The organism is Haemophilus paracuniculus (genome assembly GCF_002015115.1).
In the GTDB taxonomy this organism is placed as follows: Bacteria; Pseudomonadota; Gammaproteobacteria; order Enterobacterales; family Pasteurellaceae; genus Haemophilus_E; species Haemophilus_E paracuniculus.
In genome coordinates, this window is the sequence record NZ_MUYA01000002.1 from 26354 (window position 1) to 48614 (window position 22261).

Annotated in this window: 20 protein-coding genes and 1 riboswitch; of the genes, 11 read left to right on the forward strand and 9 right to left on the reverse strand. The window is 45.0% G+C overall.

Going from position 1 to position 22261, the window contains the following annotated elements; translation table 11 throughout:
- Positions 1-131: 131 nt before the first annotated feature.
- The 9 genes from B0187_RS01215 (at position 132) to B0187_RS01260 (ending at position 9528) form a co-directional block, all read left to right on the forward strand.
- Positions 132-899 carry a TSUP family transporter gene (locus B0187_RS01215; RefSeq protein ID WP_078236027.1) on the forward strand — a complete coding sequence of 256 codons (768 nt, stop codon included), beginning with the start codon at positions 132-134 and terminating at the stop codon, positions 897-899.
- 6 nt (positions 900-905) lie between these two features.
- Positions 906-1544, forward strand: coding sequence for an endonuclease III (gene nth / locus B0187_RS01220; RefSeq protein WP_078236029.1), 639 nt, complete (start codon positions 906-908; stop codon positions 1542-1544).
- A complete protein-coding gene (dusA, locus tag B0187_RS01225; protein ID WP_078236031.1) occupies positions 1544-2518 on the forward strand; it encodes a tRNA dihydrouridine(20/20a) synthase DusA in 975 nt (324 codons plus the stop codon). The genes nth and dusA overlap by 1 nt, the downstream gene beginning before the upstream one ends.
- A 169-nt stretch (positions 2519-2687) precedes the next feature.
- Positions 2688-3476, forward strand: coding sequence for an enoyl-ACP reductase FabI (gene fabI, locus B0187_RS01230; RefSeq protein ID WP_078236033.1), 789 nt, complete (start codon positions 2688-2690; stop codon positions 3474-3476).
- A gap of 360 nt (positions 3477-3836) precedes the next feature.
- Complete coding sequence (locus B0187_RS01240) at positions 3837-5816, forward strand: exoribonuclease II (RefSeq protein ID WP_078236129.1); 1980 nt, start codon at positions 3837-3839, stop codon at positions 5814-5816.
- Between the two features lie 126 nt (positions 5817-5942).
- On the forward strand, positions 5943-6551 hold the full coding sequence (locus B0187_RS01245) for a hypothetical protein (protein ID WP_078236037.1): 609 nt from the start codon (positions 5943-5945) through the stop codon (positions 6549-6551).
- A gap of 80 nt (positions 6552-6631) precedes the next feature.
- Positions 6632-6823 carry a hypothetical protein gene (locus B0187_RS01250; RefSeq protein ID WP_078236043.1) on the forward strand — a complete coding sequence of 64 codons (192 nt, stop codon included), beginning with the start codon at positions 6632-6634 and terminating at the stop codon, positions 6821-6823.
- Between the two features lie 55 nt (positions 6824-6878).
- The gene (locus B0187_RS01255) at positions 6879-8039 is read left to right on the forward strand and encodes a HupA family protein (protein ID WP_078236045.1); all 1161 of its coding nucleotides are present in this window, start codon (positions 6879-6881) and stop codon (positions 8037-8039) included.
- A gap of 76 nt (positions 8040-8115) precedes the next feature.
- Positions 8116-9528 carry a surface lipoprotein assembly modifier gene (locus tag B0187_RS01260; RefSeq protein ID WP_078236047.1) on the forward strand — a complete coding sequence of 471 codons (1413 nt, stop codon included), beginning with the start codon at positions 8116-8118 and terminating at the stop codon, positions 9526-9528.
- Positions 9529-9589: 61 nt separating this feature from the next.
- Here the strand turns inward: B0187_RS01260 and B0187_RS10215 are convergent, their stop codons facing one another.
- The 9 genes from B0187_RS10215 to moaA all read right to left on the reverse strand — a co-directional run bounded on the left by B0187_RS10215 (position 9590) and on the right by moaA (position 18306).
- Positions 9590-9733 (reverse strand): putative periplasmic lipoprotein, encoded by a 144-nt coding sequence (locus tag B0187_RS10215; protein ID WP_158078213.1) that lies wholly within the window; start codon positions 9731-9733, stop codon positions 9590-9592.
- An 18-nt stretch (positions 9734-9751) separates the two neighbouring features.
- The gene (gene glnS, locus B0187_RS01265) at positions 9752-11422 is read right to left on the reverse strand and encodes a glutamine--tRNA ligase (protein ID WP_078236049.1); all 1671 of its coding nucleotides are present in this window, start codon (positions 11420-11422) and stop codon (positions 9752-9754) included.
- 109 nt (positions 11423-11531) lie between these two features.
- A complete protein-coding gene (locus tag B0187_RS10155) occupies positions 11532-13064 on the reverse strand; it encodes a glycosyltransferase family protein (protein WP_143413744.1) in 1533 nt (510 codons plus the stop codon).
- Positions 13065-13108: 44 nt separating this feature from the next.
- Positions 13109-14959, reverse strand: coding sequence for a GNAT family N-acetyltransferase (locus B0187_RS01275; RefSeq protein ID WP_483866661.1), 1851 nt, complete (start codon positions 14957-14959; stop codon positions 13109-13111).
- Positions 14960-14961: 2 nt separating this feature from the next.
- Positions 14962-15450 (reverse strand): rRNA maturation RNase YbeY, encoded by a 489-nt coding sequence (gene ybeY / locus B0187_RS01280; RefSeq protein ID WP_078236054.1) that lies wholly within the window; start codon positions 15448-15450, stop codon positions 14962-14964.
- An 11-nt stretch (positions 15451-15461) separates the two neighbouring features.
- On the reverse strand, positions 15462-15920 hold the full coding sequence (moaE, locus tag B0187_RS01285; protein WP_078236056.1) for a molybdopterin synthase catalytic subunit MoaE: 459 nt from the start codon (positions 15918-15920) through the stop codon (positions 15462-15464).
- Complete coding sequence (moaD, locus tag B0187_RS01290; protein WP_078236058.1) at positions 15921-16166, reverse strand: molybdopterin synthase sulfur carrier subunit; 246 nt, start codon at positions 16164-16166, stop codon at positions 15921-15923.
- A 378-nt stretch (positions 16167-16544) separates the two neighbouring features.
- On the reverse strand, positions 16545-17021 hold the full coding sequence (moaC, locus tag B0187_RS01295; RefSeq protein WP_078236059.1) for a cyclic pyranopterin monophosphate synthase MoaC: 477 nt from the start codon (positions 17019-17021) through the stop codon (positions 16545-16547).
- A gap of 265 nt (positions 17022-17286) precedes the next feature.
- Positions 17287-18306 (reverse strand): GTP 3',8-cyclase MoaA, encoded by a 1020-nt coding sequence (gene moaA / locus B0187_RS01300; RefSeq protein ID WP_078236131.1) that lies wholly within the window; start codon positions 18304-18306, stop codon positions 17287-17289.
- A riboswitch (molybdenum cofactor riboswitch) is annotated at positions 18295-18434 on the reverse strand. Its footprint overlaps the gene before it by 12 nt.
- Positions 18435-18727: 293 nt before the next feature.
- Between moaA and thrA the strand changes: the two genes are divergently transcribed.
- Positions 18728-21184 carry a bifunctional aspartate kinase/homoserine dehydrogenase I gene (thrA, locus tag B0187_RS01305; RefSeq protein WP_078236060.1) on the forward strand — a complete coding sequence of 819 codons (2457 nt, stop codon included), beginning with the start codon at positions 18728-18730 and terminating at the stop codon, positions 21182-21184.
- Positions 21184-22131: a homoserine kinase gene (gene thrB, locus B0187_RS01310; protein WP_078236061.1), complete on the forward strand. Its 948-nt coding sequence runs from the start codon at positions 21184-21186 to the stop codon at positions 22129-22131. The genes thrA and thrB overlap by 1 nt, the downstream gene beginning before the upstream one ends.
- Positions 22132-22261: the final 130 nt, after the last annotated feature.

Genomic DNA, 22261 nt, shown 5'->3' on the forward strand with positions numbered 1-22261 from the left:
AATCCCAAAAAACAAGCGGGTGGATTTTCAAAAATTTCACAAAATCCCACCCCTTGTTTCTTTCTTCTGATCTAAATCCTGTTAGAATACCGCCTTTCTTTTTATCCACTTTTATCAGCGAGGTAATTAAAATGGAATTTGGGCTGGATATGCTGGCACTGCTGTTTGGCGTGGCGGTGGTGGCTGGCTTTATTGACGCGATTGCAGGGGGCGGTGGTTTGATTACTATTCCTGCCTTGCTCGCTACGGGTATGCCGCCAGCAATGGCACTCGGCACGAATAAGTTGCAAGCCTGCGGTGGTTCATTTTCTGCCTCGCTCTATTTTATCCGCAAAAAAGCGGTCAATTTACGCCAAATCGCCCTGTTGATTTTGCTTACTTTTGCGGGGGCGATGTTGGGAACGCTGTTTGTGCAATGGGTGGACGTGCAAGCCCTCAAAGTAGCGTTGCCGTTTTTAATTCTTGTGATTGGGGTTTATTTTCTGTTTAGCCCAAGCCTTGGCGACAAAGATCGCCCACAACGAATTGGCTATCCGCTATTTGCCTGTACCGCTGGCTTTGGGCTTGGCTTTTATGATGGCGTATTCGGCCCTGCGGTCGGCTCGTTTTACACCCTCGCTTTCGTGTTATTACTCGGTTTCAACCTCGCCAAAGGCGTTGCCCACGCCAAAGTGCTAAACTTTACCTCGAATTTTGCCTCGTTGCTGTTTTTTATGCTTGGTGGGGCGGTGTTGTGGAAAGTTGGCTTGCTGATGTTAGTTGGGCAATTTATCGGGGCATTTTTCGGGGCGAGAATGGTGTTAAGCCGCGGCAAGCAGTTAATCCGCCCGTTACTCGTTACCATTTCCTTTTTAATGGTAGCGAAAATGTTGTATGAACAAGGTTTTTTCTCGTTTTAGGAAAGTATGAATCAAGCGAAACGTATTGAAATTTTAACCCGCTTGCGGAATGAAAATCCGCACCCCACCACCGAATTAAATTACAACTCGCCTTTTGAATTGTTGATTGCGGTGATTTTGTCCGCCCAAGCCACCGATGTGGGGGTGAACAAAGCCACCGCCAAATTATTCCCCGTGGCAAACACGCCCCGAGCGATTTTGGATTTGGGCGTGGACGGCTTGAAAGAATACATCAAAACCATTGGGCTATTTAATAGCAAGGCGGAAAATATCATCAAAACCTGCCGAGATCTGCTCGAAAAGCACAATGGTGGAGTGCCACAAACTCGTGAAGAATTAGAGGCATTGGCTGGGGTAGGGCGGAAAACAGCGAACGTGGTGCTGAATACCGCCTTTGGACAGCCAACCATTGCGGTGGATACTCACATTTTCCGTGTCTCGAACCGCACCAATTTCGCCCCAGGTAAAGATGTGGTGAAAGTGGAAGAAAAATTGCTGAAAGTCGTGCCAGATGAATTTAAGGTGGACGTACATCACTGGCTGATTCTGCACGGACGCTACACCTGCATTGCTCGCAAACCTCGTTGCGGATCGTGCATTATTGAGGATCTGTGCGAATACAAAGAGAAAACGGAAATCGAATAATGAGTATTAACCCAAATTATCGTGGGCGTTTTTCGGTCGCCCCAATGCTGGATTGGACGACTCGCCATTGTCGCTATTTTCATCGCCAATTTAGCCAACATTCGCTACTTTACACGGAAATGATCACCGCCCCTGCGATTTTGCACGCCAAATATGATCTGCTCGAATATGATCCGAGCGAAAATCCTGTCGCCTTGCAACTGGGTGGTAGCGATCCGCAGCAGCTTGCCGAATGTGCCAAACGGGTGGCGGATCGGGGCTATGCCGAGATCAATCTCAATGTCGGTTGCCCGTCAGATCGGGTGCAAAATGGAATGTTCGGGGCGTGCTTAATGGGCAAGGCGGATCTGGTCGCCGAGTGCGTTGAGGCGATGAAAAAGGCGGTCGAAATTCCCGTTACGGTCAAACATCGGATTGGTATTGATGATTTGGATAGTTACGAATTTTTGTGCGATTTTGTCGAGAAAATTCAACCTTATTGCGATGATTTTATCGTCCACGCTCGCAAGGCGTGGCTGTCGGGGCTTAGTCCGAAACAAAATCGTGAAATCCCACCCCTTGATTACGAGCGAGTTTATCAGCTCAAACGGGATTTCCCCCACCTCAATATCAGCATTAACGGCGGTATTAAAACCATTGATGAAATTAAACATCATCTACAATTTGTCGATGGGGTAATGGTGGGGCGTGAAGCCTATCAAAACCCAAGTTTGCTCGGCGAAATTGACCGAGCCTTGTTTGATCCAAACGCCCCGATTGTTTCCCCGCGTGAAGCGGTGGAAAAAATGTTGCCTTATATTGAGCAACAATTAAGCAAGGGGATTTTCCTGAACCATATCGTTCGCCATATGCTCGGGGCGTTTCAAAATTGCAAAGGGGCGAGACAATGGCGGCGACACCTCAGCGAAAACGCCTGCAAACAAGGGGCAGGGGTAGAGGTGGTGGAACAAGCCCTCGCCTTTGTTAAACCCTAATATCATCGTTGCAAGGGGTAGGATTTTTTAAAATTTCACCAATCTGCTCGGATCAGTCCCCTTGCACGGCAAAGGACGGCAAATTTTATCGGGATCTTTGGCGAAATAACGAAATTTCCGCTATAATCCCTGCGTTTTTTTACCCCGAATTTTATTAAGAGGAAACATTATGGGCTTTTTAGCGAATAAACGTATTTTAATCGCAGGCGTGGCAAGCAACCGTTCAATCGCCTACGGTATCGCACAAGCAATGCACCGTGAGGGTGCGGAATTGGCATTCACTTACCAAAACGACAAATTAAAATCTCGTGTGGAAGAATATGCCGCCGAGTTTGGTTCAAATATCGTGATTCCTTGCGATGTGGGTTCAGACGAAAGCATCGAACAATGCTTTGCCGAACTCGCCAAACATTGGGATAAATTTGACGGTTTCGTTCACTCAATCGCTTATGCCCCAGCGGATCAATTAGACGGCGACTATGTGAACGCGGTAAACCGTGAAGGCTTCCGCATCGCCCACGACATCAGCTCATACAGCTTCGTGGCAATGGCGAAAGTGGCTCGCCCAATGTTAAACGTGGGTTCAGCCTTGGTTACCCTTTCTTACTTAGGGGCAGAGCGTGCGATTCCAAACTACAACACAATGGGCTTGGCGAAAGCCTCTCTCGAAGCAAACACCCGTTTTATGGCTCACTCAATGGGTAAAGACGGCGTGCGTGTCAATGCGATTTCCGCAGGCCCGATCCGCACCTTAGCCGCCGCAGGGATCAAAAACTTCAAGAAAATGTTAGCAGCGTGCGAAGCGACCACCCCAATCCGCCGTACGGTTACGATTGAAGATGTGGGTAACACCGCTGCATTCTTATGTTCAGACCTTGCCGCAGGGATTTCAGGCGAAATCGTCCACGTGGACGGCGGTTTTAACATCGTGGCGATGTCCGAATTAGAAGCGGAATAACCGACCAAAACAGTAGGACGCAGGATTGCGTCCTTTCTTTATTTACAAGCGGTGGGATTTTTTAAAATTTCATAATAAGGGCGGATATAAAATCCGCCCCTACGAACGATTATTTGTTTGGATAGATTCCCCGTCATTTTGCGTTGAGCGGTTGCGTTAATTTCAAGGGCGATTTGTACTGTTTGAGCTGACGAAGTCAGCGAGTTTACAAATTGACCGTAGAAATTAGCAACAAGCGANNTTTCTTTGGTTACTTTCTTTACACGAGTAAAGAAAGTAACAAAAAACATTTTGCGGATTTTTGTGAAAATCCTACCCCTTGCAATCCAATTTAAGTTAATCCAAATTCAAAATAAAAAAATGTTCCAAAACAACCCCCTATTAGCCCAATTAAAGCAGCAAATCGAAGCGAGTAAAGAGTATGTGGAAGGCGTGGTGCGTGCGTCTGACAAAAGCTACGGTTTTTTAGAGTGTGAGAAAAAAAGTTACTTCATTCCGCCAGCGGAAATGAAAAAAGTGATGCACGGCGACACCGTGAAAGCGGTGGTCAAGCGTGATGGCGATAAAGAGCAGGTCGAGGTCGATTCTTTGATCGAGCCGATGTTAGATCGCTTTATCGCCCAAGTACGTTTTAACCGAGACGGCAAATTGCAACTGGCGGTCGATCACCCAAGCATTAAAAATCTGATTTCCGCCAATGTGCAAAAAAATGTGAGCGAGAAATTGGAAAATGGCGATTGGGTGGTGGCGAAATTGAAAACTCACCCCTTGCGTGATGACCGTTTTCTGTTCGCCCAAGTGATTCAATTGATCTGCAAAGAGAGCGACAATTTCGCACCGTGGTGGGTAACGCTGGCTCGCCACGAACAGCCGCGTGAGCCTGTGCCGAATGAGGCGAGCTACGAACTGCACGATGAGTTGGGGCGTGAAGATTTGACCTCACTCTATTTCACGACGATTGACAGCCCAAGCACGCAGGATATGGACGATGCCCTTTATATCGAGCCTGTAATGACGAACGGTGAGCAAACGGGCTGGCAGTTGGTGGTGGCGATTGCCGATCCGACCGCTTACATTCCTGAACATTCCAATATCGAAAAAGCTGCTCGCCAGCGTTGTTTTACCAACTATTTACCAGGCTTCAACATTCCAATGTTACCGCGTGAGTTGTCGGACGATCTCTGTTCCCTTGTGCCGAATGAAAAACGCCCTGCGTTGGTCGGCTATATTGAAACGGATCTGCTCGGCAATATCGTCAAGCCAGCCCGTTTTGTGTCGGCGTGGGTTGAATCCAAAGCGAAGTTGGCGTATGACAATGTGTCCGATTATCTCGAACAGGTTGAAAATGCGTGGCAGCCCGACAATGGGGAAACCAAACAGCAAATCGACTGGCTACACCAATTTACCCAAGCTCGCATTCAATGGCGTGGCGAAAATGCGTTGCTGTTCAAAGAGCAGGGCGATTACGCTTTTGAGCTGAACGAAGACGGCTCGGTGAAAGGGATTCACGTTGAATATCGCCGTATTGCGAACCAAATCATTGAAGAATCAATGATCATCGCTAACATTTGTGCCGCTCAATTCCTCGCCGAAAACGCCAAAACAGGCGTGTTCAACACCCATTCGGGCTTTGATCCGAAAAACCTTGAACCTGCCAAAAACTTCCTGCTCGACACCCTCGCCACCGAGGAAAATCGTGAGCAGTTGGCAGAACGCTACTCGGCAGAACGTTTAACCACCCTCAACGGCTACTGCGAAATGCGACGAGATATTGACGCTTTCCCTGAAAAATTCCTCGAATTGCGTCTTCGCCGTTACCTCACTTTCGCCGAATTTAAAGGGGAAGTCGCCCCGCACTTCGGGCTAGGAATTAGCCACTACGCCACTTGGACATCGCCGATCCGCAAATATGGCGATATGGTAAACCACCGCTTGATCAAACAATGCCTGCTCAACCAACAGGCGAAAGCGGTGGACGAAAGCATTTTAGCTCGCTTGCAAGAGGCTCGCCGTCAAAATCGCCTTGTCGAACGGGATATTGCCGACTGGCTCTACGCTCGCTACCTCGCCCCGAGAGTCGAACAAAATGTCGAATTTGAGTGCGAAATTGCTGATGTTTCCCGTGGTGGCGTGCGAGCAAGAGTGATCGAAAACGGTGCGTCCATTTTCGTTCCATTCTCAACTCTGCACGACAACAAAGAAGAAATGGACTACCGCCCCGAAGAAATCGCCCTCTACATCAAAGGCGAAAAAGCCTACCAAATCGGACAAACCGTGCGAGTGAAACTCACCGAAGTTCGTTTGGAAACGAGAAGTATTGTGGGGAATATCATTGTTTAAGTAAAAAACACATAAAAAAGACCGCTTGCGGTCTTTTTTTATACAGCAAAGTACCTACGATAAAAATAGGCAGTAATGCGACTTTTGATTAGAATGCGTAACCGTAACAAATAAGAGAGATTTTAAATGTGGACGATTTTTAATATTGCTTTTCAACAGGTTGAGAAAAAAGCAAAAAGACTATTTTTTAAAACTAAAAAGGAAATTTCATTTTCATCTTTTGAAGATATTAGAATATATAGCGAACAATTACCTAATTTTGAAAAAGAGTTTAATACGATTATTAAAATTTGGCTACCTGATATTGTATATGACTGTATTCAACGTCAAAAAGGCGTAGGTTTCTTAGGTTTTAGTAATGCAGAAATTATTCGTAATATTTTAATTATTCATTGCTATGGTTTTTCAGCTTTTCAGCAAATAAGAGGGCGAAATAAAAGTACGCCATCACAGCAAGAAAAAGAGAGTAATAAACTCTATTCAAGAAGTATTGAATGGGAAAATGATCAGCTTGGAAAAAATGTGAATGGCGTAAAAATCAGTTGCCATACTAAGCTAAAAGAAGATTTACAACGTTTAGCAGATTTAAGAGAGTTATCTTTGGGGGAATATATCCGAAAAGTAATTACTACCCATTGTTTAGGGAATGGGTTTATTCCATTTGATGAAGCTCTTTCATCGCAAGAAGTTGAGCTAAGAAATAAAATTATTCGGGATTTTTTAGCACAAGAATAGTTTTTATATTATTTTCTAACTAGCGTATTTTATCTTAGATAAAATATTTATTATCATTCTACTTTAATGAGGATTTTCTTATGAAAATGAAAACATTACTTATTAGTTTTATGTCCCTTTCTGCAATTACTTTAACAGGTTGTGCAGAATTGCAAAGCGAATTACGCAGTATTGGTTCATCTGCCAAAGATTCTGCTGTAATGCGAGCTAAAATGGAAGCAAGTAGTAAAGCATCAGAAGCCACAGGTAAAGTATTAGGCTCTAAGTACTAATTACTAAGTTTAATTTAAGGCGACATTCGGTCGCCTTTATCATAGGAAAATAAAAATGAAAGTTTATACAAAAGCCAGTTTGATCTTAGTGTCGATTTTTAGCCTTGCGAGTTGTGGTAGTTCAGATAAGGCAAAGGACAATCCATCACAGCCACAAAATCAACCGACAAATAAGGTTAGCCCTGCGACAACAAATAATGTGGCTAATCCATCAAATAATTTGCCATCATCTGTACCCAATAATGAGAGTAAGCCTACTTCATCATCAAATAGTCCAACTACAAATTCGGGTAAAGCACCTACTCAGAAACCCGTTTCTCAAACAGGGCAAGCTGTTGAGGTAACAAATGATGGTGTTGAATGGCGTAAAAGACGATTAACCAGTGATAACTTTAAGCCAAAATACCCAACGCTAAAAGTGATTGGTAATTTAGCTAATGATGGTAATACTGGTTATGAATTAGATGGACAATCTTATGAATCGCCATTGAGAGCCGATAATAGCCATATTATTTTAGATTTCAAAAAGTTAGCGAATGATGGAAAACCTTATTTAGGTACGCATACTGGCACTTTGGAAGATAAATTGATGGAAGGCGAATTAAAAAATGCCGAAGGAAAATCTATTCCAGCCACTAAAATAGATTATGCATTTGGTAATTTACCTTACTCAACTTATGGTATTTTATTTGATGGCAATCGAGCTGAGGTTTTTTATCAAGGATTAGCCGCAGGGCAAAATCTTCCTGATTTAATTGAGTATGTTGTACAAGAGAGAAATGGAAATGCTGATTATATTGATGAAGTAAGAGGCAATGCTACATACAAAGGGGAACTTATTGCTTCTATTGTTGAGCAAAACAAAGACTATTCCTATGGAAAACCAAATAAGCCGTTTGTTGATGGTACTTTTGAAATTCGAGCAAATTTTGGTGAAAGTAAAAATAATCCTATTTTTGATTCTAGTTTAACAGGTGAAATGAAAAGTAACACCGTTGGTAATATTATGCTCTATGAGGGTGAGATTTCTAGAATTCACAATGCCTTTTCAGGTAAAGCCAGAGCTGAAAATTTTTCAGGCGAATATAGCGGTATTTTTGTCGGAAAAAATCTGAATGATATTGTGGGGCGAATTGAATTAGAAAATAAAAACAAAGATTTGAAAGAGGGTGAAATAAAAGAATATCACGCTGCTTTTGGTGGTACTAAACAATAGTTTATCAACGAAAATAAAGCGACTGTTTTAGCAGTCGCTTTATTTCAAGTTGTTATATTCTTTTGCAGAAAATAAAATGAAACAAATTATTCCTCTTTTTTCCTTATTACCTATTTTGACGGTGGCTAATCCTCTTAATGATCAAAGCGAGATTAAAACCGCACAAATTCAAGCACCGCAGAAACATTTAGCCACATTAAGTCAAAATACACCCAAATTAACTTATTCATTGCAAGAAATTCAACAGAACGAACCCCTTGCACGTTATTTTCTTTCCCAAGCGATTTATCAAAAAAATAGCGAACAAATTGAGCAGTTAGTGGCAATTTATCAGCAGTTTCCAAAACGAGATGAGATTTTGGAAAAATATGCTCAAGGTAAATTGGCAATGCTAAAAGAAAATTACGCCAAAGCGATTGAGCTTTATCAACAGATTTTGGCGGAAAATTCACAGCTAAATACCGTTCGGATTGAATTAGCAATGGCTTATTTTTACGATCAAAAAAATAAACAGGCTCGCGAACAGTTTAATCAGGCGTTACAAGTGGATAGTTTACCGCCAGAAATTGCTACTTTAATTCAAGCCTATTTATCTGCCTTAGAAAAAAGAGATAAATGGCAAATTTCAGCTAATTCGAATTATATTAAAAATCGTAATGTAAATAATGCTTCCACTGCCGATGAAATTGAAAAAACGGGCTATATTAAAAATGCGGATATGAAACCACAAAAAGCCACAGGTTTTGCCTATAATTTAGATTTTAGCCGAGATTGGAATATCGCAGGTTCACATTATTTGGCTTTTGCTAATGAATTTTACGGAAAATTATATTGGGATAATCGAGATTACGATGATATGAATAATCGTATTTCTTTCGGTTATTCTTATAAAAATGCGAATAATACGTTACGTTTATTACCATTTTATGAAAAACGTTGGTATGGTGGCAGTTCTTATCAGTGGAAAAATGGATTGCGAGCCGAATTTACCCATTGGTTTTCACCAAAATGGCAAAATTCCACCGCCTTAGAATATGCCAAATTACGTTATTTTTCTTCAATGAAAAATGAAATTAACCAGCTGGCTTCAAATACCTTAGTTTGGTTGCCGAATAATACTAATTTATTGAGTTTAGGTTTGGATTTTAACCGAGAAAAAAGTGCTATTAAGCAATATAGTTCCGATACTTATGGCGTTCGTTTGGGTTGGCGGAAAATATGGCAGGCGGAAATTGGCACACAATTTAGTTTAGGATATAGTCGCCGAAATTATAAAGATATTGCCAAATTGGGTGGATTTTTAGATTTAAAGAAAAAACGTCAAGATAATATTTACCACGCCAGTTTTACTATTTGGAAAAATAATTGGCATTGGTTAGGCATTACCCCGAAATTGCAATTTTCGTGGAAAAAATATGATAGTAATTTACCGACTTTATATTCCTATTCGGATAAAAATGTGAATTTAATCTTAGAACGCCGTTTCTAATTTTATTTTTAAGGATAAAAAAACCACCCCCTCGGGTGGTTTTCTTTTTTATGTTACCAACTTAATTGAGCGATAATTTTTCGCTGGTTGGGTTGTATTTAATCCCTGAATTTGAACCCTCTGAGCCGTTGAAGTAGATGTTCTTCGGTTGGGAACAGGCGGTTACTACGAGGGTAGTGAGGGCGATGATAAGTAGTTTTTTCATTTGTTTTCCTTATAAAAATTAAAAGGCGACACTCTCTTTCAAACCTACGGTGAGGTTGAACACGAGGTTGTTGGCATTGCCGTCTTTGCTGTCGAGGCAGTAGTAGCCTTCACGCTCGAATTGGTAGCCTTGTTCGGCTTTCGCATTGGCGAGGCTTGGTTCAACAAAGCCGTGTTTGATCACGAGGGAATTTGGGTTAATCACATCGGTAATTTCTTCAGCTGCCCCTGGGTTTGCCACCGTGAACAAGCGGTCGTAAATGCGGAATTCTGCTGGTTTGTTTTCTTCCGCAGAAACCCAATGGATCACCCCTTTCACTTTACGACCGTCCGCAGGATTTTTGCCGAGCGTTTCAGGATCGTAAGTGCAGAAAATCGTGGTAATCTTACCGCTTGCATCTTTCTCAACACGTTCTGCCTTAATCACATAGGCGTTACGCAAACGTACCTCTTTGCCTAGCACAAGGCGTTTGTACTGCTTGTTCGCTTCCTCACGGAAATCCGCTTCGTCAATGTAAAGCTCACGCGTAAACGGCAACTGACGCTCGCCGAGTTCTGGGCGATTTGGGTGATTTGGAGCGGTCAGCATCTCTTTTTCGCCGAAGTTTTCGATCACCACTTTAACAGGGTTGATCACCGCCATTGCACGCGGGGCGTTTTCGTTGAGATCCTCACGGATACAGGCTTCAAGGGCAGAGTATTCCACCACATTATCTTGCTTGGTTACCCCAATTCTGCGGCAAAATTCACGCAACGAAGCAGGGGTATAACCACGGCGGCGTAAGCCCGAAATGGTTGGCATACGCGGATCGTTCCAGCCGTCCACGATTTTATCTTCCACTAATTTCAATAACTTACGTTTAGAAGTGAGCGTGCCTTCGAGGTTGAGGCGTGAAAATTCGTATTGGTGCGGTAATGGGCGTTCGATTGAGATATTTTCTAACACCCAGTCATATAAACGGCGGTTGTCTTGGAATTCGAGGGTACAAATCGAATGGGTAATACGCTCAATCGCATCAGAAATACAGTGAGTGAAATCGTACATTGGGTAAATGCACCATTTGTCGCCCGTTTGGTGGTGGCTGGCGAATTTGACGCGATAAAGCACGGGATCACGCATTACGATAAACGGCGAAGCCATATCAATTTTGGCACGCAAACAGGCTTTGCCCTCGGCAAATTCGCCGTTTTTCATTTTCTCGAATAGGGCTAAGTTTTCTTCCACCGAACGATCGCGGTACGGGCTGTTTTTGCCTGCTTCGGTCAAAGTGCCACGATATTCACGCATTTCTTCGGGCGAAAGTTCGTCCACATAGGCTAAGCCTTTGTTGATGAGTTCAATCGCATAGCCGTAAAGTTGATCGAAATAGTCAGAGGCATAACGCGGCTCGCCTTCCCATTTAAAGCCCAGCCATTCCACGTCTTGCTTGATGGAATCGACATATTCCACATCTTCTTTAACAGGGTTGGTGTCGTCAAAACGCAGGTTACATTTGCCGTTGTACTCTTGGGCGATGCCGAAGTTCAAGCAGATCGATTTCGCGTGTCCGATGTGCAAATAGCCGTTCGGCTCAGGCGGAAAGCGGGTGTAAACGTTATTATGCTTGCCCGAGGCAAGATCTTCATCAATGATATGGGTAATAAAGTTGGCACGGGTTTCGGTTTCCGTGTTTAAAGTTTCTGTTGTCATAAAATGCTCTTGTGATAGTTTCTTTGTAAATGTTCGCGTATTCTACACGCTCGATAAATTTCTTCAAATCTTACCGCTTGCAAGGGGGAAGATTTGTGCAAATTTTGCGTTAGGCTTTATTGAGGGCAAGTCGATGAACTTCAAGGGCTTGCAAAATATCAAAAATCACGTTGTCCCATTCGGGGAGTAGGGTCAGGCTGCGGAAAGATTGCATATTAGGATACCAAACATTGTCTGTTCCGTGATATTTCCAACGCCAATCCACGATAAACGGCAACATCAGCAAGGTTTTCACCCCCAATGCCCCCGCAAGGTGTGCCACCGAAGTGTCCACCGTTACCAAACAATCCATATTTTTCAAATAGGCAGCGGTTTCCAACATTGTTTGGCAATTTTCTGCCACATTTGGGATTTGATATTTTTCGAGTAAGGCTGTTTCTTCCTCGTTGCAAATTTTTTGCACGCAATACCAATCAAATTGCGAATTTTTTAATAATTGCTCAATATAAGTTAAATTATGGATTGAACGAGCGTGATCGTTTTCGTGGTTGGAATCCCCACGCCACACAATCGCCACCTTTAATTTATTATTTGGCTTAATTTTATCCGCAACGGATTGATGATCTGCAAATAAATAAGGATGGCGTTTTGGAATTTCCTCAAAAGGACGATCAGCAAATGCCATAATATCGTGCGGAAATACCCAATAATCAAAATCGCCTAATTCTTCCTTAATATTTTTGCGATCAATTACCTGATCAATATCAGGGTGCGTTTTTAATAGCGAAACAATCGGGGTTTGAGTAATAACAATTAACTTTTTAACTTTTAATGTCTGCTTGAAATAATGTGCAAGCTGAATAAACATTATTTCATCGCCTAGCCCAAATTCCGTCCAAATAACGAATGTTTTACCCGCTAAATTTTCCCCTTGCCAACGCTTTTTCTCTAGTTCTTCATTAGGGAAATAATCAGTTCTTCGCTTCAGCGATAAAAGAGGCATTCTTAATTTAAAGCCTCGTTGATAGTCACCTTGTGCTACAATATCTAGTGATTTTAAATAGGCTATATTAGGATTGTGTTGGCGATAAATAAGAGAATCCCATTCTTGTTCAGATACATTATACAATTTTAATATATGATAAATTTTAGTCTTTATCAAAATTGGTGTAATACCAAAAGGATCAATAATTTCTAATAAGTTAGTATGCTCTAAGGCTTTTCTATAATCTCTTTGGTGTATGGAGTTTTTTAGATTATTGCGAAAGTTATCATAATCTAGATTATATGCTTTTTTTCTAAATAGCCAAACATTAGAATTAGGATTTTCAATATATTCTACATAACCAGAAAGAATATTTATAATGTCTTGAGGAGCTATTCTAGTGTTAGATTCTACTGCTAGCATCCCTCCGTTCATTAAACGATATAACCAACAAATAAAATGATTTCGGTTATATTCTAGCGAGTTATCAATAAAAATAATTGAGAAAGGTTGATCTTCTGCAATATTTTCTAGGCATTCTTTTTTGCCAAAACCTTTCTGCCACGGAATTAAATAAAATTGCTCTAACCACGATGGATTAAAATAGTGCAAGAAGCGATCTTCTGCTAAAACCAAAGTGCGTGTTTTTTCTGTCATTGCTATTTTTTACCTAAAAAATTAAGGCGATTATTCTACTCAATCTACGCCGATTTTGCCATACGTTCCGCAAGGATTTCCGCCACCTGACCCCGCATTTGTTGGGTCAATGCTTTTTGTGAAATGGTAGGCGAGGGCTGGCGAAAAGTTTCCAACCTTGGCAATAGGCGAGGGTGAAATTTGGCAAGCCGTTGCAAACTGGCATAACAGCTCAAAATCGTACGTTGAGCCGTAGCGAAGCCGTGTAGATTTTGCCAATCTTGTTCGTTCAAGTGAAGCTCTGCAAGGGGTGAGATTTTCACGATTTTTTGTAAATCCACCGCAAAAGGCAGTAGCGGAAAATCTCGCTCAAACTGTTGCACCGCTTGCTCAGCAAAGGTTTTGCCCTGTGTCGAGAGCGGGAAAATCATCATCGCACTATGGTAACCGCTGCTCGCCTCAACGGTGGGGCTGATTTGCACCAGCCGAAAACCACAAGCCAACCAAAAACGGTAAAGTTCCGCACTCAACCCAAAACTGACCGAAACAAAATCCAGCCCTTGCTGTTCCCCTTGCAAAATAATTTGCGAAACCAACCGCTTGCCGTACCCTTTTTGCTGAAATTCAGGGCGAACCGCAAGGCGTGAAATACGTAGGGAACGCAAACGGCAGGCTTGGGGCAAATTACCTTGAAAACAGAGATATTGAACGACCAAATTGCCCTGCGGTCGCCGTTCCCCTCGCCAAATCGCTTGGGTTAAATCTTCGCTTAATCCACCCTCAAACATCGCCCAACCGCCAGCGATAAGTTGTTGATTTTCAATGATTTTCGTGAGTTGCTGATCGGGGGCGTCAAACAAACGGCGAAGATCGGTCGGGGTGGTTTTGTAATGGGCGGTGGCGAGCAGTTGATAAAAATTCGCCAAACTCTCGGCAGGATAGGTTTGATTTTCATCAAGCAACAAAAGCTGATCGATAAAGGCTTCAAGGGGATCATTTTCCGCCCAACGCAGGGGCTGGCTCAACGTCCAATGGCGATAAGCGTTCGACAGTTGAGCCAAAAATTTCAGGGAAAATCCTCGCCCCGTTCCCTCGTAATGGTGGGTGGTGGTGGTCAGCACCGTTTTGGCAAAATAGCCACAAAGCTGGTGCAAGATCGGCAACGGCAGGCTTGCTGCCTCGTCAATAAACAGCCATTGATTTGGTGCGATCTTGCCTTGATTGAGTAGCGAAATGAGCCGATCTGGGGCAAAAAAAGGGATTTTTTCGGCATTTTGTCGCCAAAATGAGGGCAGAGCCGCTGGCGAGCGAGCCGTTACGATCACAGGCTGATGTTGGGCGATTTTTTCCGCTAATTTGCCTGCGAGGGTCGATTTCCCTCGTCCACGCGGGGCGGTAATTAAATGGGTGCGAGCAGGATCAAGCGGTAGTTTTTCCAGAATTTTTTGCTGATCGGCGGTTAAGTGAAAAGGCTGAATTGGCGAGGGATTTGCGTTCGCTAATTCGGGCAGTTGATCGCTGACGGTAAAACTGAATTTGTCGATAAGTTGTTGGAAATGAGCAAAAAAATGCGGCGATCTGACCGCTTGTTTCCCATTCCAACGTTCGGCATCAAGGTCGGCAATTTGGCAAAGATTATGCCATTCGGGGCAGATTAAAATCAGCTTGCCCCCTCGTTGAATCGTGCCTGCCACAATCGCCAAGGCTTCCAAATGCAAACAAACGCCCGTTTCCGCTCGCATATCATAAATCCCATAGGGAAACTCTCGCCCGAGCAGACTTTTCGCATTGTGAAAGGCGAGCTGATGAGGGCGGGGACTGTGGCAAAGGTAGGGAATGTTAGTGGGGGTAATAATCTCACTTTTCCCTGTAAAAACAACGAGTTGTCGCATTGCAAAATTTCGGGCAGAACCCACCGCTAGTCGGGCAATTTTTCGGCTAAATAGGGATCATCAAAGCCCAATTTTTGCATAATCGCCGTTTCAAGGCTTTCCATTTCTTCCGCTTCCTCATCGGTCAAATGATCGTAGCCGAGCAGGTGCAAGGTGCCGTGAACGCTCAAATGGGCGTAGTGAGCCGTAAGCGTTTTTTGCTGTTCGTCCGCCTCTTTTTCCACCACTTGACGGCAGATCACCAAATCGCCCAACAACGGCAACTCAATCCCCTCAGGCACTTCAAACGGGAACGAAAGCACGTTGGTCGGCTTATCTTTGCCCCGATAAGTGAGGTTCAGCTCGTGGCTTTCCGCCTCATCAACAAGGCGAATCGTGATTTCTGTTTCAGGAAAATCGTCCGTCTCGGCTTCCATTGCCAACGCCGTCTGCACCCAAAGGGTAAATTGTTTTAGGCTCGGCAAATTATCCGCTTGCTCGCAAGCGATTTGTAAATCAATGGTTGGGGTGGTCATTTTGTTTTCTCTTAGATGTGCCATTTTTCAGTAGCTTGTTGATCGCTCTCTCGCCCCTCAATCCAGCGTTCGCCTGTGGCGGTGCGTTCGCGTTTCCAGAAGGGGGCTTGGGTTTTGAGATAGTCCATTATAAATTCGTTGGCGTGGTAGGCATCGCCGCGGTGGGCGGAACTTACGCCGACTAGCACGATTTCATCGCCCGTATCAAGCTGCCCGACACGGTGGACGACCGCCACGCGTTGCAAATCCCACCGCTGGCGGGCTTGTTCAACAATGGCGTTGAGGGATTTTTTGGTCATCGCAGGGTAGTGTTCGAGAAACAGCCCCGAAACGCTGTCGCCCAAATTCATTTCTCGCACTTTGCCGACAAAAATCGTAGTCGCCCCCACGCTATTTTTTTCGCTTAGCCATTGATAAATGGCGTTTTGATCGAAATTTTCCGTTTGGACTTTAATCAGCGTTTGTTGCATTTAGCCCCCCGTAACAGGCGGAAAAAACGCCACTTCATCGCCGTCTTTGATTGGGCTGTCTAACGGCATCAGGGTTTGGTTAATCGCCACCAGCAATTTGCCCGCTTCCAACGCCAATGCCCATTTTGAGCCTTTTTCGGCAAGGTGCTGACGAAGTTGCTCGGCGGTGTTGAAATTTGCCTCAACACCAAGGCGATCCACGCCCACAAGCTCACGGACTTGGGCGAAGAAAAGGACTGTAATCATTTGAGTTCCTTTTGGTTTTTTTATTGTTTTTGGGAAAATTTAAAAAATCTTACCGCTTGTTTTAGATTGTTACTTTCTTTGCTCGTGCAAAGAAAGTAACCAAAGAAACACGCCCCGAGCATTTTGCTGATGTTTCGCTTGTTTCTAATTTCTGCGGTCAATTTGTAAACTCGCCAGCAAGCTGGCTCAAACAGTACAAATTGACCTTGAAATTGACGAAACCGCTCAACGCAAAATGACGGGGGATTAGCCCCCTTCGGCACTTTGTGCCACTTCCCCCGCAAGCGGGGGAAGATCTCGTTCTTTCGTTAGTTTTAAGATCTTCCCCCGCTTGCGGGGGAAGTACCCTGCGTAGCAGGGGGTAGGGGGCTGCTTCTGTTACTTCGCCACAAAATCCCCCGACTTCCCACCATTTTTACTCAGCAATCGGATTTGTTCGATTACGATGTCTTTTTGTACTGCTTTGCACATATCGTAAATCGTGAGGGCGGCGACGCTGGCGGCGGTGAGGGCTTCCATTTCTACCCCTGTTTTGCCCGATAATTTGCACAGGGATTCAATCCGCACTTGGTTGGTGGCAGGCAGGGCTTCGAGCTGAATTTCCACTTTGGATAGCAGTAACGGGTGGCAGAGGGGGATTAAATCCCACGTCTTTTTTGCCGCTTGAATGCCCGCAATGCGAGCGGTGGCGAACACATCGCCTTTGTGGTGGTTGCCGTCCATAATCATTTTCAGCGTTTCCGCCGACATCGACACCAACGCCTCGGCTCGAGCTTCCCGAACGCTATCTTGCTTGGCGGATACGTCCACCATATTGGCTTCGCCGTTTTGGTTTATGTGGGTGAATGTAGTCATTTTTGTTGTATCGTTAATTACCTAAATTGTGTGAAAAAGCGTAAAAGTTATTAAAAATCTAACCGCTTGCTCGATCAGTTCCCCTCTTTTTCAAAGGGGAGTTTTCCCTCTCTCTGATTGAAATGCTGAACGCATTTCAATCTGTCTCTCTTCCACAAGTGGGAGAGAGTTTTTTATTCTCGCACTGAAATTTTACCCTCGCCCGTTTACGGGATAGGGACAGCTCCAAATGCGTTTAGCATTTGGGGCAGGGAGAGGGTAAAATTTACCCCCCAATCGAGGCAAGGTTATTCCTCACGCCACTATCTCCAATATGCAGGTAATGATGTTCCCGTTTGCCGAGTAGGGCGGATTGCAGGCGTTGAGCGAGTTGGGGGCGGTCGTGATCTTGTTGTAATAAATCGCGTAGCTCGATCCCCTCTTCGCCGAACAAGCAGAGGTGCAATTTACCTTTGGCGGACACTCGCAAGCGGTTGCAACTGGCACAAAAATGCTTTTCGTAGGGCATAATCAGCCCGATTTCGCCTTGATAATCGGGGTGGGCAAGCACTTTTGCAGGGCCGTCTGAAATGGCTCTTGGCTGTAATTGCCAGCCCTCGTTGAGTAGACGATCCAAAATCTGTTGCCCCGAAAGGTGTTGCTGGTGGAAAAAACTGTCCATTTCGCCCGTTTGCATTAGCTCGATAAATCGCATTTGAATCGGGCGATCTTTAATCCAACGCAAAAAATCGTCCAGCCCTTTGGCGGTGTAGGTTTTCATCAGCACCGCATTGACTTTCACTTTCTGGTAGCCCTCTTCAAAAGCTCGGTCAATCCCTGCCAAAATCTCGTGTAGCTTATTTTCGCCGGTAATTTGATGAAATTGACGGGGATCGAGGCTATCCACACTCACATTTAAATGGGAAATCCCCGCTTCACGCCAAAGTGCCACGTCTTTTTGCAGGCGATAGCCGTTGGTGGTCAGTGCCACTTGGCGAATACCAGCGGTTTGTGAAATGGCGTGAGCAATTTGTAGGAAATCTTTGCGTAAGGTTGGCTCGCCGCCCGTGATTCGCACTTTTTCGGTGCCGAGATCAGCAAAGGTGCGAACCAGCCGCTCAATTTCCGCCAGCGTTAAAAACGTGTTGGGCGGATCGGTGCGTTGGTAGCCATTCGGTAGGCAATAATTGCAACGAAAGTTGCACACATCGGTAATCGAAAGCCGTAGATAGACATATTGCCGCATAAAGCGATCCACCAGCCCCACGGGATTTTCGCCGACATTTCGGATCGGGATTGTTTGCATTTGACACCTTTCTAAACACGAGTGGACGGCTGATTTCTCAACAATCCATTGAACCTTTTGCAAGGTTACAGGCTCTGCGTCCATATCATTTTGACTTAGGCGAAGCAGGCTCGGTGATCACAAAAAGAATAAAAAGGTGGTTATTGTAGGCGAGCGGGGCGTTTTCTGCAAGCGGGTAGATTTTGACAAATTTTTACAAAAAAAGATTGACAAACCGCCAACTTTGGCACATATTCACACCCGTTTTTCACGCTCAAATTGAGAGATCGAATGAACCGTTTTGTAATTATTACCACCACCATTATTACCATTACCTTTGTGTAGTGCGGGTGTGCGTGGCTGAAACGGACAGAATTAACCAAACCCGCTAAAATTAGCGGGTTTTTTTATATCAAATTTTGCAAACATTACAGGAGAAACTATGCGAGTTCTTAAATTTGGCGGCACTTCCCTTGCCAATCCAGAGCGTTTTATGCAAGCGGCGGAGCTGATCGAAAAAGCCCACCTGAAAGATCAAGCCGCTGGCGTGCTTTCCGCCCCAGCCAAAATCACTAATCATTTAGTGGCGATTGTGGATAAAGCCCAAGCGGGCGAATCCTACCAACCTCATCTTGCCGAAGCGACCGAAATTTTCCACAGCATTATCAATGGCTTACATCAAGCGAACCCGAAATTTGACCGTGAGGGCTTGATCGCCCTTGTGGAAGCGGAATTGTCGCAAATTTGTGGGGTGGCGGAAGAGGCAGCGAAAGCGAAGCATTGCCCTGATAATGTGAGTGCCACCGTCCATTGCCGTGGCGAGAAATTGTCGATTGCGATGATGGAAGAATGGTTTAAGGCGAAAGGCTATAACGTAACTCGCATTGATCCTGTGGAAAAATTATTGGCTTACGGTAGCTATTTAGAATCTTCGGTGGATATTGCCGAATCGACCAAACGCGTAGATGCTGGTTCAATTCCAAAGCAAAATGTGGTGCTAATGGCAGGCTTTACCGCAGGCAATGAAAAGGGCGAATTGGTGCTATTAGGGCGTAACGGCTCTGACTATTCCGCCGCCTGTTTAGCTGCCTGTTTGAAAGCGGATTGTTGTGAAATTTGGACGGACGTGGACGGCGTGTACACCTGCGATCCTCGCCTTGTGCCAGATGCGATCTGTTTAGAATCAATGAGTTATCAAGAGGCGATGGAACTTTCTTACTTCGGGGCGAAAGTGATCCACCCTCGCACCATCGGACCGCTTGTTCCCCTCAACATTCCTTGCCTAATCAAAAATACGGGCAACCCAGAAGCGGCAGGCACGTTAATTGACGGCAATGTGGCGACAGACGGCTTGAAAGTGAAAGGGATCACCAACCTCGACAATGTGGCGATGTTTGATGTGTCAGGTTCGGGAATGCAGGGAATAGTCGGAATGGCGGCTCGCGTGTTCTCAACGATGTCGAAAGCGGGTATTTCCGTGATTTTAATTACCCAATCTTCGTCCGAATATAGCATTAGTTTCTGCGTGCCGAGCAAATCGGTGGAAAAAGCCTTGCTCGCCCTCAATGCGGAATTTGCCCAAGAGTTGAAAGACGGCTCGCTCGATCCCGTTGAAGTTACCAAAGATCTCTCAGTGGTGTCGGTGGTGGGCGATGGAATGAAAACTTCCAAAGGGATCGCTGCCCGTTTCTTCTCGGCGCTCGCCCAAGCGAACATCAGCATTAACGCGATCGCACAAGGCTCGTCAGAACGTTCAATCTCTGCGGTTGTGCCGATGAATAAAGCGATTGAAGCGGTGAAAAGCACCCACCAAGCCCTGTTTAACAATAAAAAAGTGGTGGACGTTTTCCTCGTGGGCGTGGGCGGTGTCGGCGGCGAATTGATCGAGCAGATCAAACGTCAGCAGGATTATCTGGCAAAGAAGAATGTTGAAATCCGTGTGTGTGCCTTAGCCAACTCAAACAAAATGTTGCTCAACGCCAACGGATTATGCCTCGACAACTGGCGTGCCGATTTAGAAAATGCGACCCAGCCGTCTGATTTTGATGTGTTGCTGTCGTTCATTAAATTGCACCACGTGGTAAACCCTGTTTTTGTGGATTGCACCACGGCGACCTCAGTGGCAAATCTCTATGCTCGTGCGTTAAAAGAGGGCTTCCACGTGGTTACCCCAAACAAAAAAGCGAATACGTCAAGCTACGCCTACTATCAAGAAATGCGTGAAAACGCTCGCCAAAGCCAGCACAAATTCCTGTATGAAACCAACGTGGGGGCAGGCTTGCCAGTGATCGAAAACCTACAAAATCTACTGGCGGCAGGGGATAAAGTGGAACGCTTTGAGGGGATTTTATCGGGATCGTTATCCTTTATTTTTGGCAAATTGGAAGAGGGCTTAACCCTCTCGCAAGCGACTTTAATCGCCAAAGAGAAAGGCTTCACCGAGCCTGATCCCCGTGATGATTTGTCAGGGCAAGATGTGGCTCGCAAATTGTTGATCCTCGCCCGTGAAACAGGCTTGGCACTCGAACTGGACGATGTAGAAGTAGAAGGCGTCCTGCCACAAGGCTTCGCCGAAGGCAAAACCGCCAGCGAATTTTTAGCGATGTTGCCAGAGCTTGATGAAGCCTTTGCGAAAAAAGTGGCGGAAGCGACCGCTTGTGGCAAGGTGTTACGCTATGTTGGCTCAATCGAAAACGGACGTTGCCGTGTGGCGATCAAAGCCGTTGAGGGCGATGATCCGCTTTACAAAGTGAAAAATGGCGAAAACGCCTTAGCGTTCTACACCCGTTACTACAACCCAATCCCACTCTTATTGCGTGGCTACGGGGCGGGCAATAGCGTAACCGCAGCAGGGATTTTTGCCGATATTCTTCGCACCTTACAAGGGGGGGCAAACTAATGGTTTTGCGTATTTATGCCCCAGCGTCTAGTGCGAATATCAGCGTTGGTTTTGATTCCTTGGGGGCGGCAGTGTCCCCAATTGACGGCTCATTGTTGGGCGATGTGGTGCAAATTGAAGATTGTGACACCCCGTTTGAACTCGACAGTGCAGGTTATTTCGTGCGTAAATTGCCGAAAGAACCACAAAAAAATATCGTTTATCAAGCCTATGTGCTGTTCAGCGAACGCTTAAAATTGCGGGGCGGCAAAGTGAAAAATCTTCGCCTTACCCTCGAAAAAAATATGCCGATTGGCTCGGGGTTAGGGTCGAGTGCTTGCTCAATCGTGGTGGCGTTGGTCGCCCTCAACAAATTCCACAATGAGCCATTTTCAAAAATGGAATTATTGGAAATGATGGGCGAATTAGAGGGGCGAATTTCAGGCTCAATCCACTACGACAACGTTGCCCCGTGCTACTTGGGCGGCTTACAGTTAATGGTGCAATCCCTCGGCAACATCTGCCAACCGCTGCCATTCTTCGACCATTGGTATTGGGTGCTTGCCTACCCAGGGATTGAAGTGTCCACCGCCGAAGCCCGTGCGATTTTACCGAAAAGCTACACCCGTCAAGACGTGATCGCCCAAGCTCGCTATTTAGGCAGTTTCGTCCACGCCTGCCACTCGCAACAAGAGCAGTTGGCGGCGTTAATGATGAAAGATTTGGTCGCCGAACCTTACCGTGAAGCCCTACTGCCAAACTTCCCCGAAGTGCGTCAAGGCTGTAAAGACCTCGGTGCGTTAGCGGTCGGCATCTCAGGCTCTGGCCCGACAATGTTCGCCATCGCCCCCGACCTCGAACACGCCCAAAAACTGGTTGCCTACCTCGAAAAACACTACTTACAGAACAACGAAGGATTTATCCATATCTGTAAAGTCGATAATGCAGGGGCGAGGGAATTAAGCTAACTTCGCAAATTTTTCCCAAAATCACACCGCTTGTAGGTTTGCAAGCGGTGTTTTTTTAAACATTTGAGCAAGATTTCTTTCGGAAGGGGCTTGCTTTTTTTTTTTTTTTACAATGCAGAAGATTTAAACT

Coding starts and splice junctions, on each gene's coding strand:
- ybeY (WP_078236054.1), bottom strand. CDS start 15,450: ATGACCACCCCAACCATTGATTTACAAATCGCTTGCGAGCAAGCGGAT.
- B0187_RS01250 (WP_078236043.1), top strand. CDS start 6,632: ATGAAAATGAAAACATTACTTATTAGTTTTATGTCCCTTTCTGCAATT.
- B0187_RS01215 (WP_078236027.1), top strand. CDS start 132: ATGGAATTTGGGCTGGATATGCTGGCACTGCTGTTTGGCGTGGCGGTG.
- B0187_RS10215 (WP_158078213.1), bottom strand. CDS start 9,733: ATGAAAAAACTACTTATCATCGCCCTCACTACCCTCGTAGTAACCGCC.
- B0187_RS01255 (WP_078236045.1), top strand. CDS start 6,879: ATGAAAGTTTATACAAAAGCCAGTTTGATCTTAGTGTCGATTTTTAGC.
- B0187_RS01245 (WP_078236037.1), top strand. CDS start 5,943: ATGTGGACGATTTTTAATATTGCTTTTCAACAGGTTGAGAAAAAAGCA.
- moaD (WP_078236058.1), bottom strand. CDS start 16,166: ATGATTACAGTCCTTTTCTTCGCCCAAGTCCGTGAGCTTGTGGGCGTG.
- moaA (WP_078236131.1), bottom strand. CDS start 18,306: ATGCAAACAATCCCGATCCGAAATGTCGGCGAAAATCCCGTGGGGCTG.
- nth (WP_078236029.1), top strand. CDS start 906: ATGAATCAAGCGAAACGTATTGAAATTTTAACCCGCTTGCGGAATGAA.
- glnS (WP_078236049.1), bottom strand. CDS start 11,422: ATGACAACAGAAACTTTAAACACGGAAACCGAAACCCGTGCCAACTTT.
- B0187_RS01240 (WP_078236129.1), top strand. CDS start 3,837: ATGTTCCAAAACAACCCCCTATTAGCCCAATTAAAGCAGCAAATCGAA.
- B0187_RS10155 (WP_143413744.1), bottom strand. CDS start 13,064: ATGACAGAAAAAACACGCACTTTGGTTTTAGCAGAAGATCGCTTCTTG.
- thrA (WP_078236060.1), top strand. CDS start 18,728: ATGCGAGTTCTTAAATTTGGCGGCACTTCCCTTGCCAATCCAGAGCGT.
- moaC (WP_078236059.1), bottom strand. CDS start 17,021: ATGACTACATTCACCCACATAAACCAAAACGGCGAAGCCAATATGGTG.
- fabI (WP_078236033.1), top strand. CDS start 2,688: ATGGGCTTTTTAGCGAATAAACGTATTTTAATCGCAGGCGTGGCAAGC.
- moaE (WP_078236056.1), bottom strand. CDS start 15,920: ATGCAACAAACGCTGATTAAAGTCCAAACGGAAAATTTCGATCAAAAC.
- B0187_RS01260 (WP_078236047.1), top strand. CDS start 8,116: ATGAAACAAATTATTCCTCTTTTTTCCTTATTACCTATTTTGACGGTG.
- dusA (WP_078236031.1), top strand. CDS start 1,544: ATGAGTATTAACCCAAATTATCGTGGGCGTTTTTCGGTCGCCCCAATG.
- thrB (WP_078236061.1), top strand. CDS start 21,184: ATGGTTTTGCGTATTTATGCCCCAGCGTCTAGTGCGAATATCAGCGTT.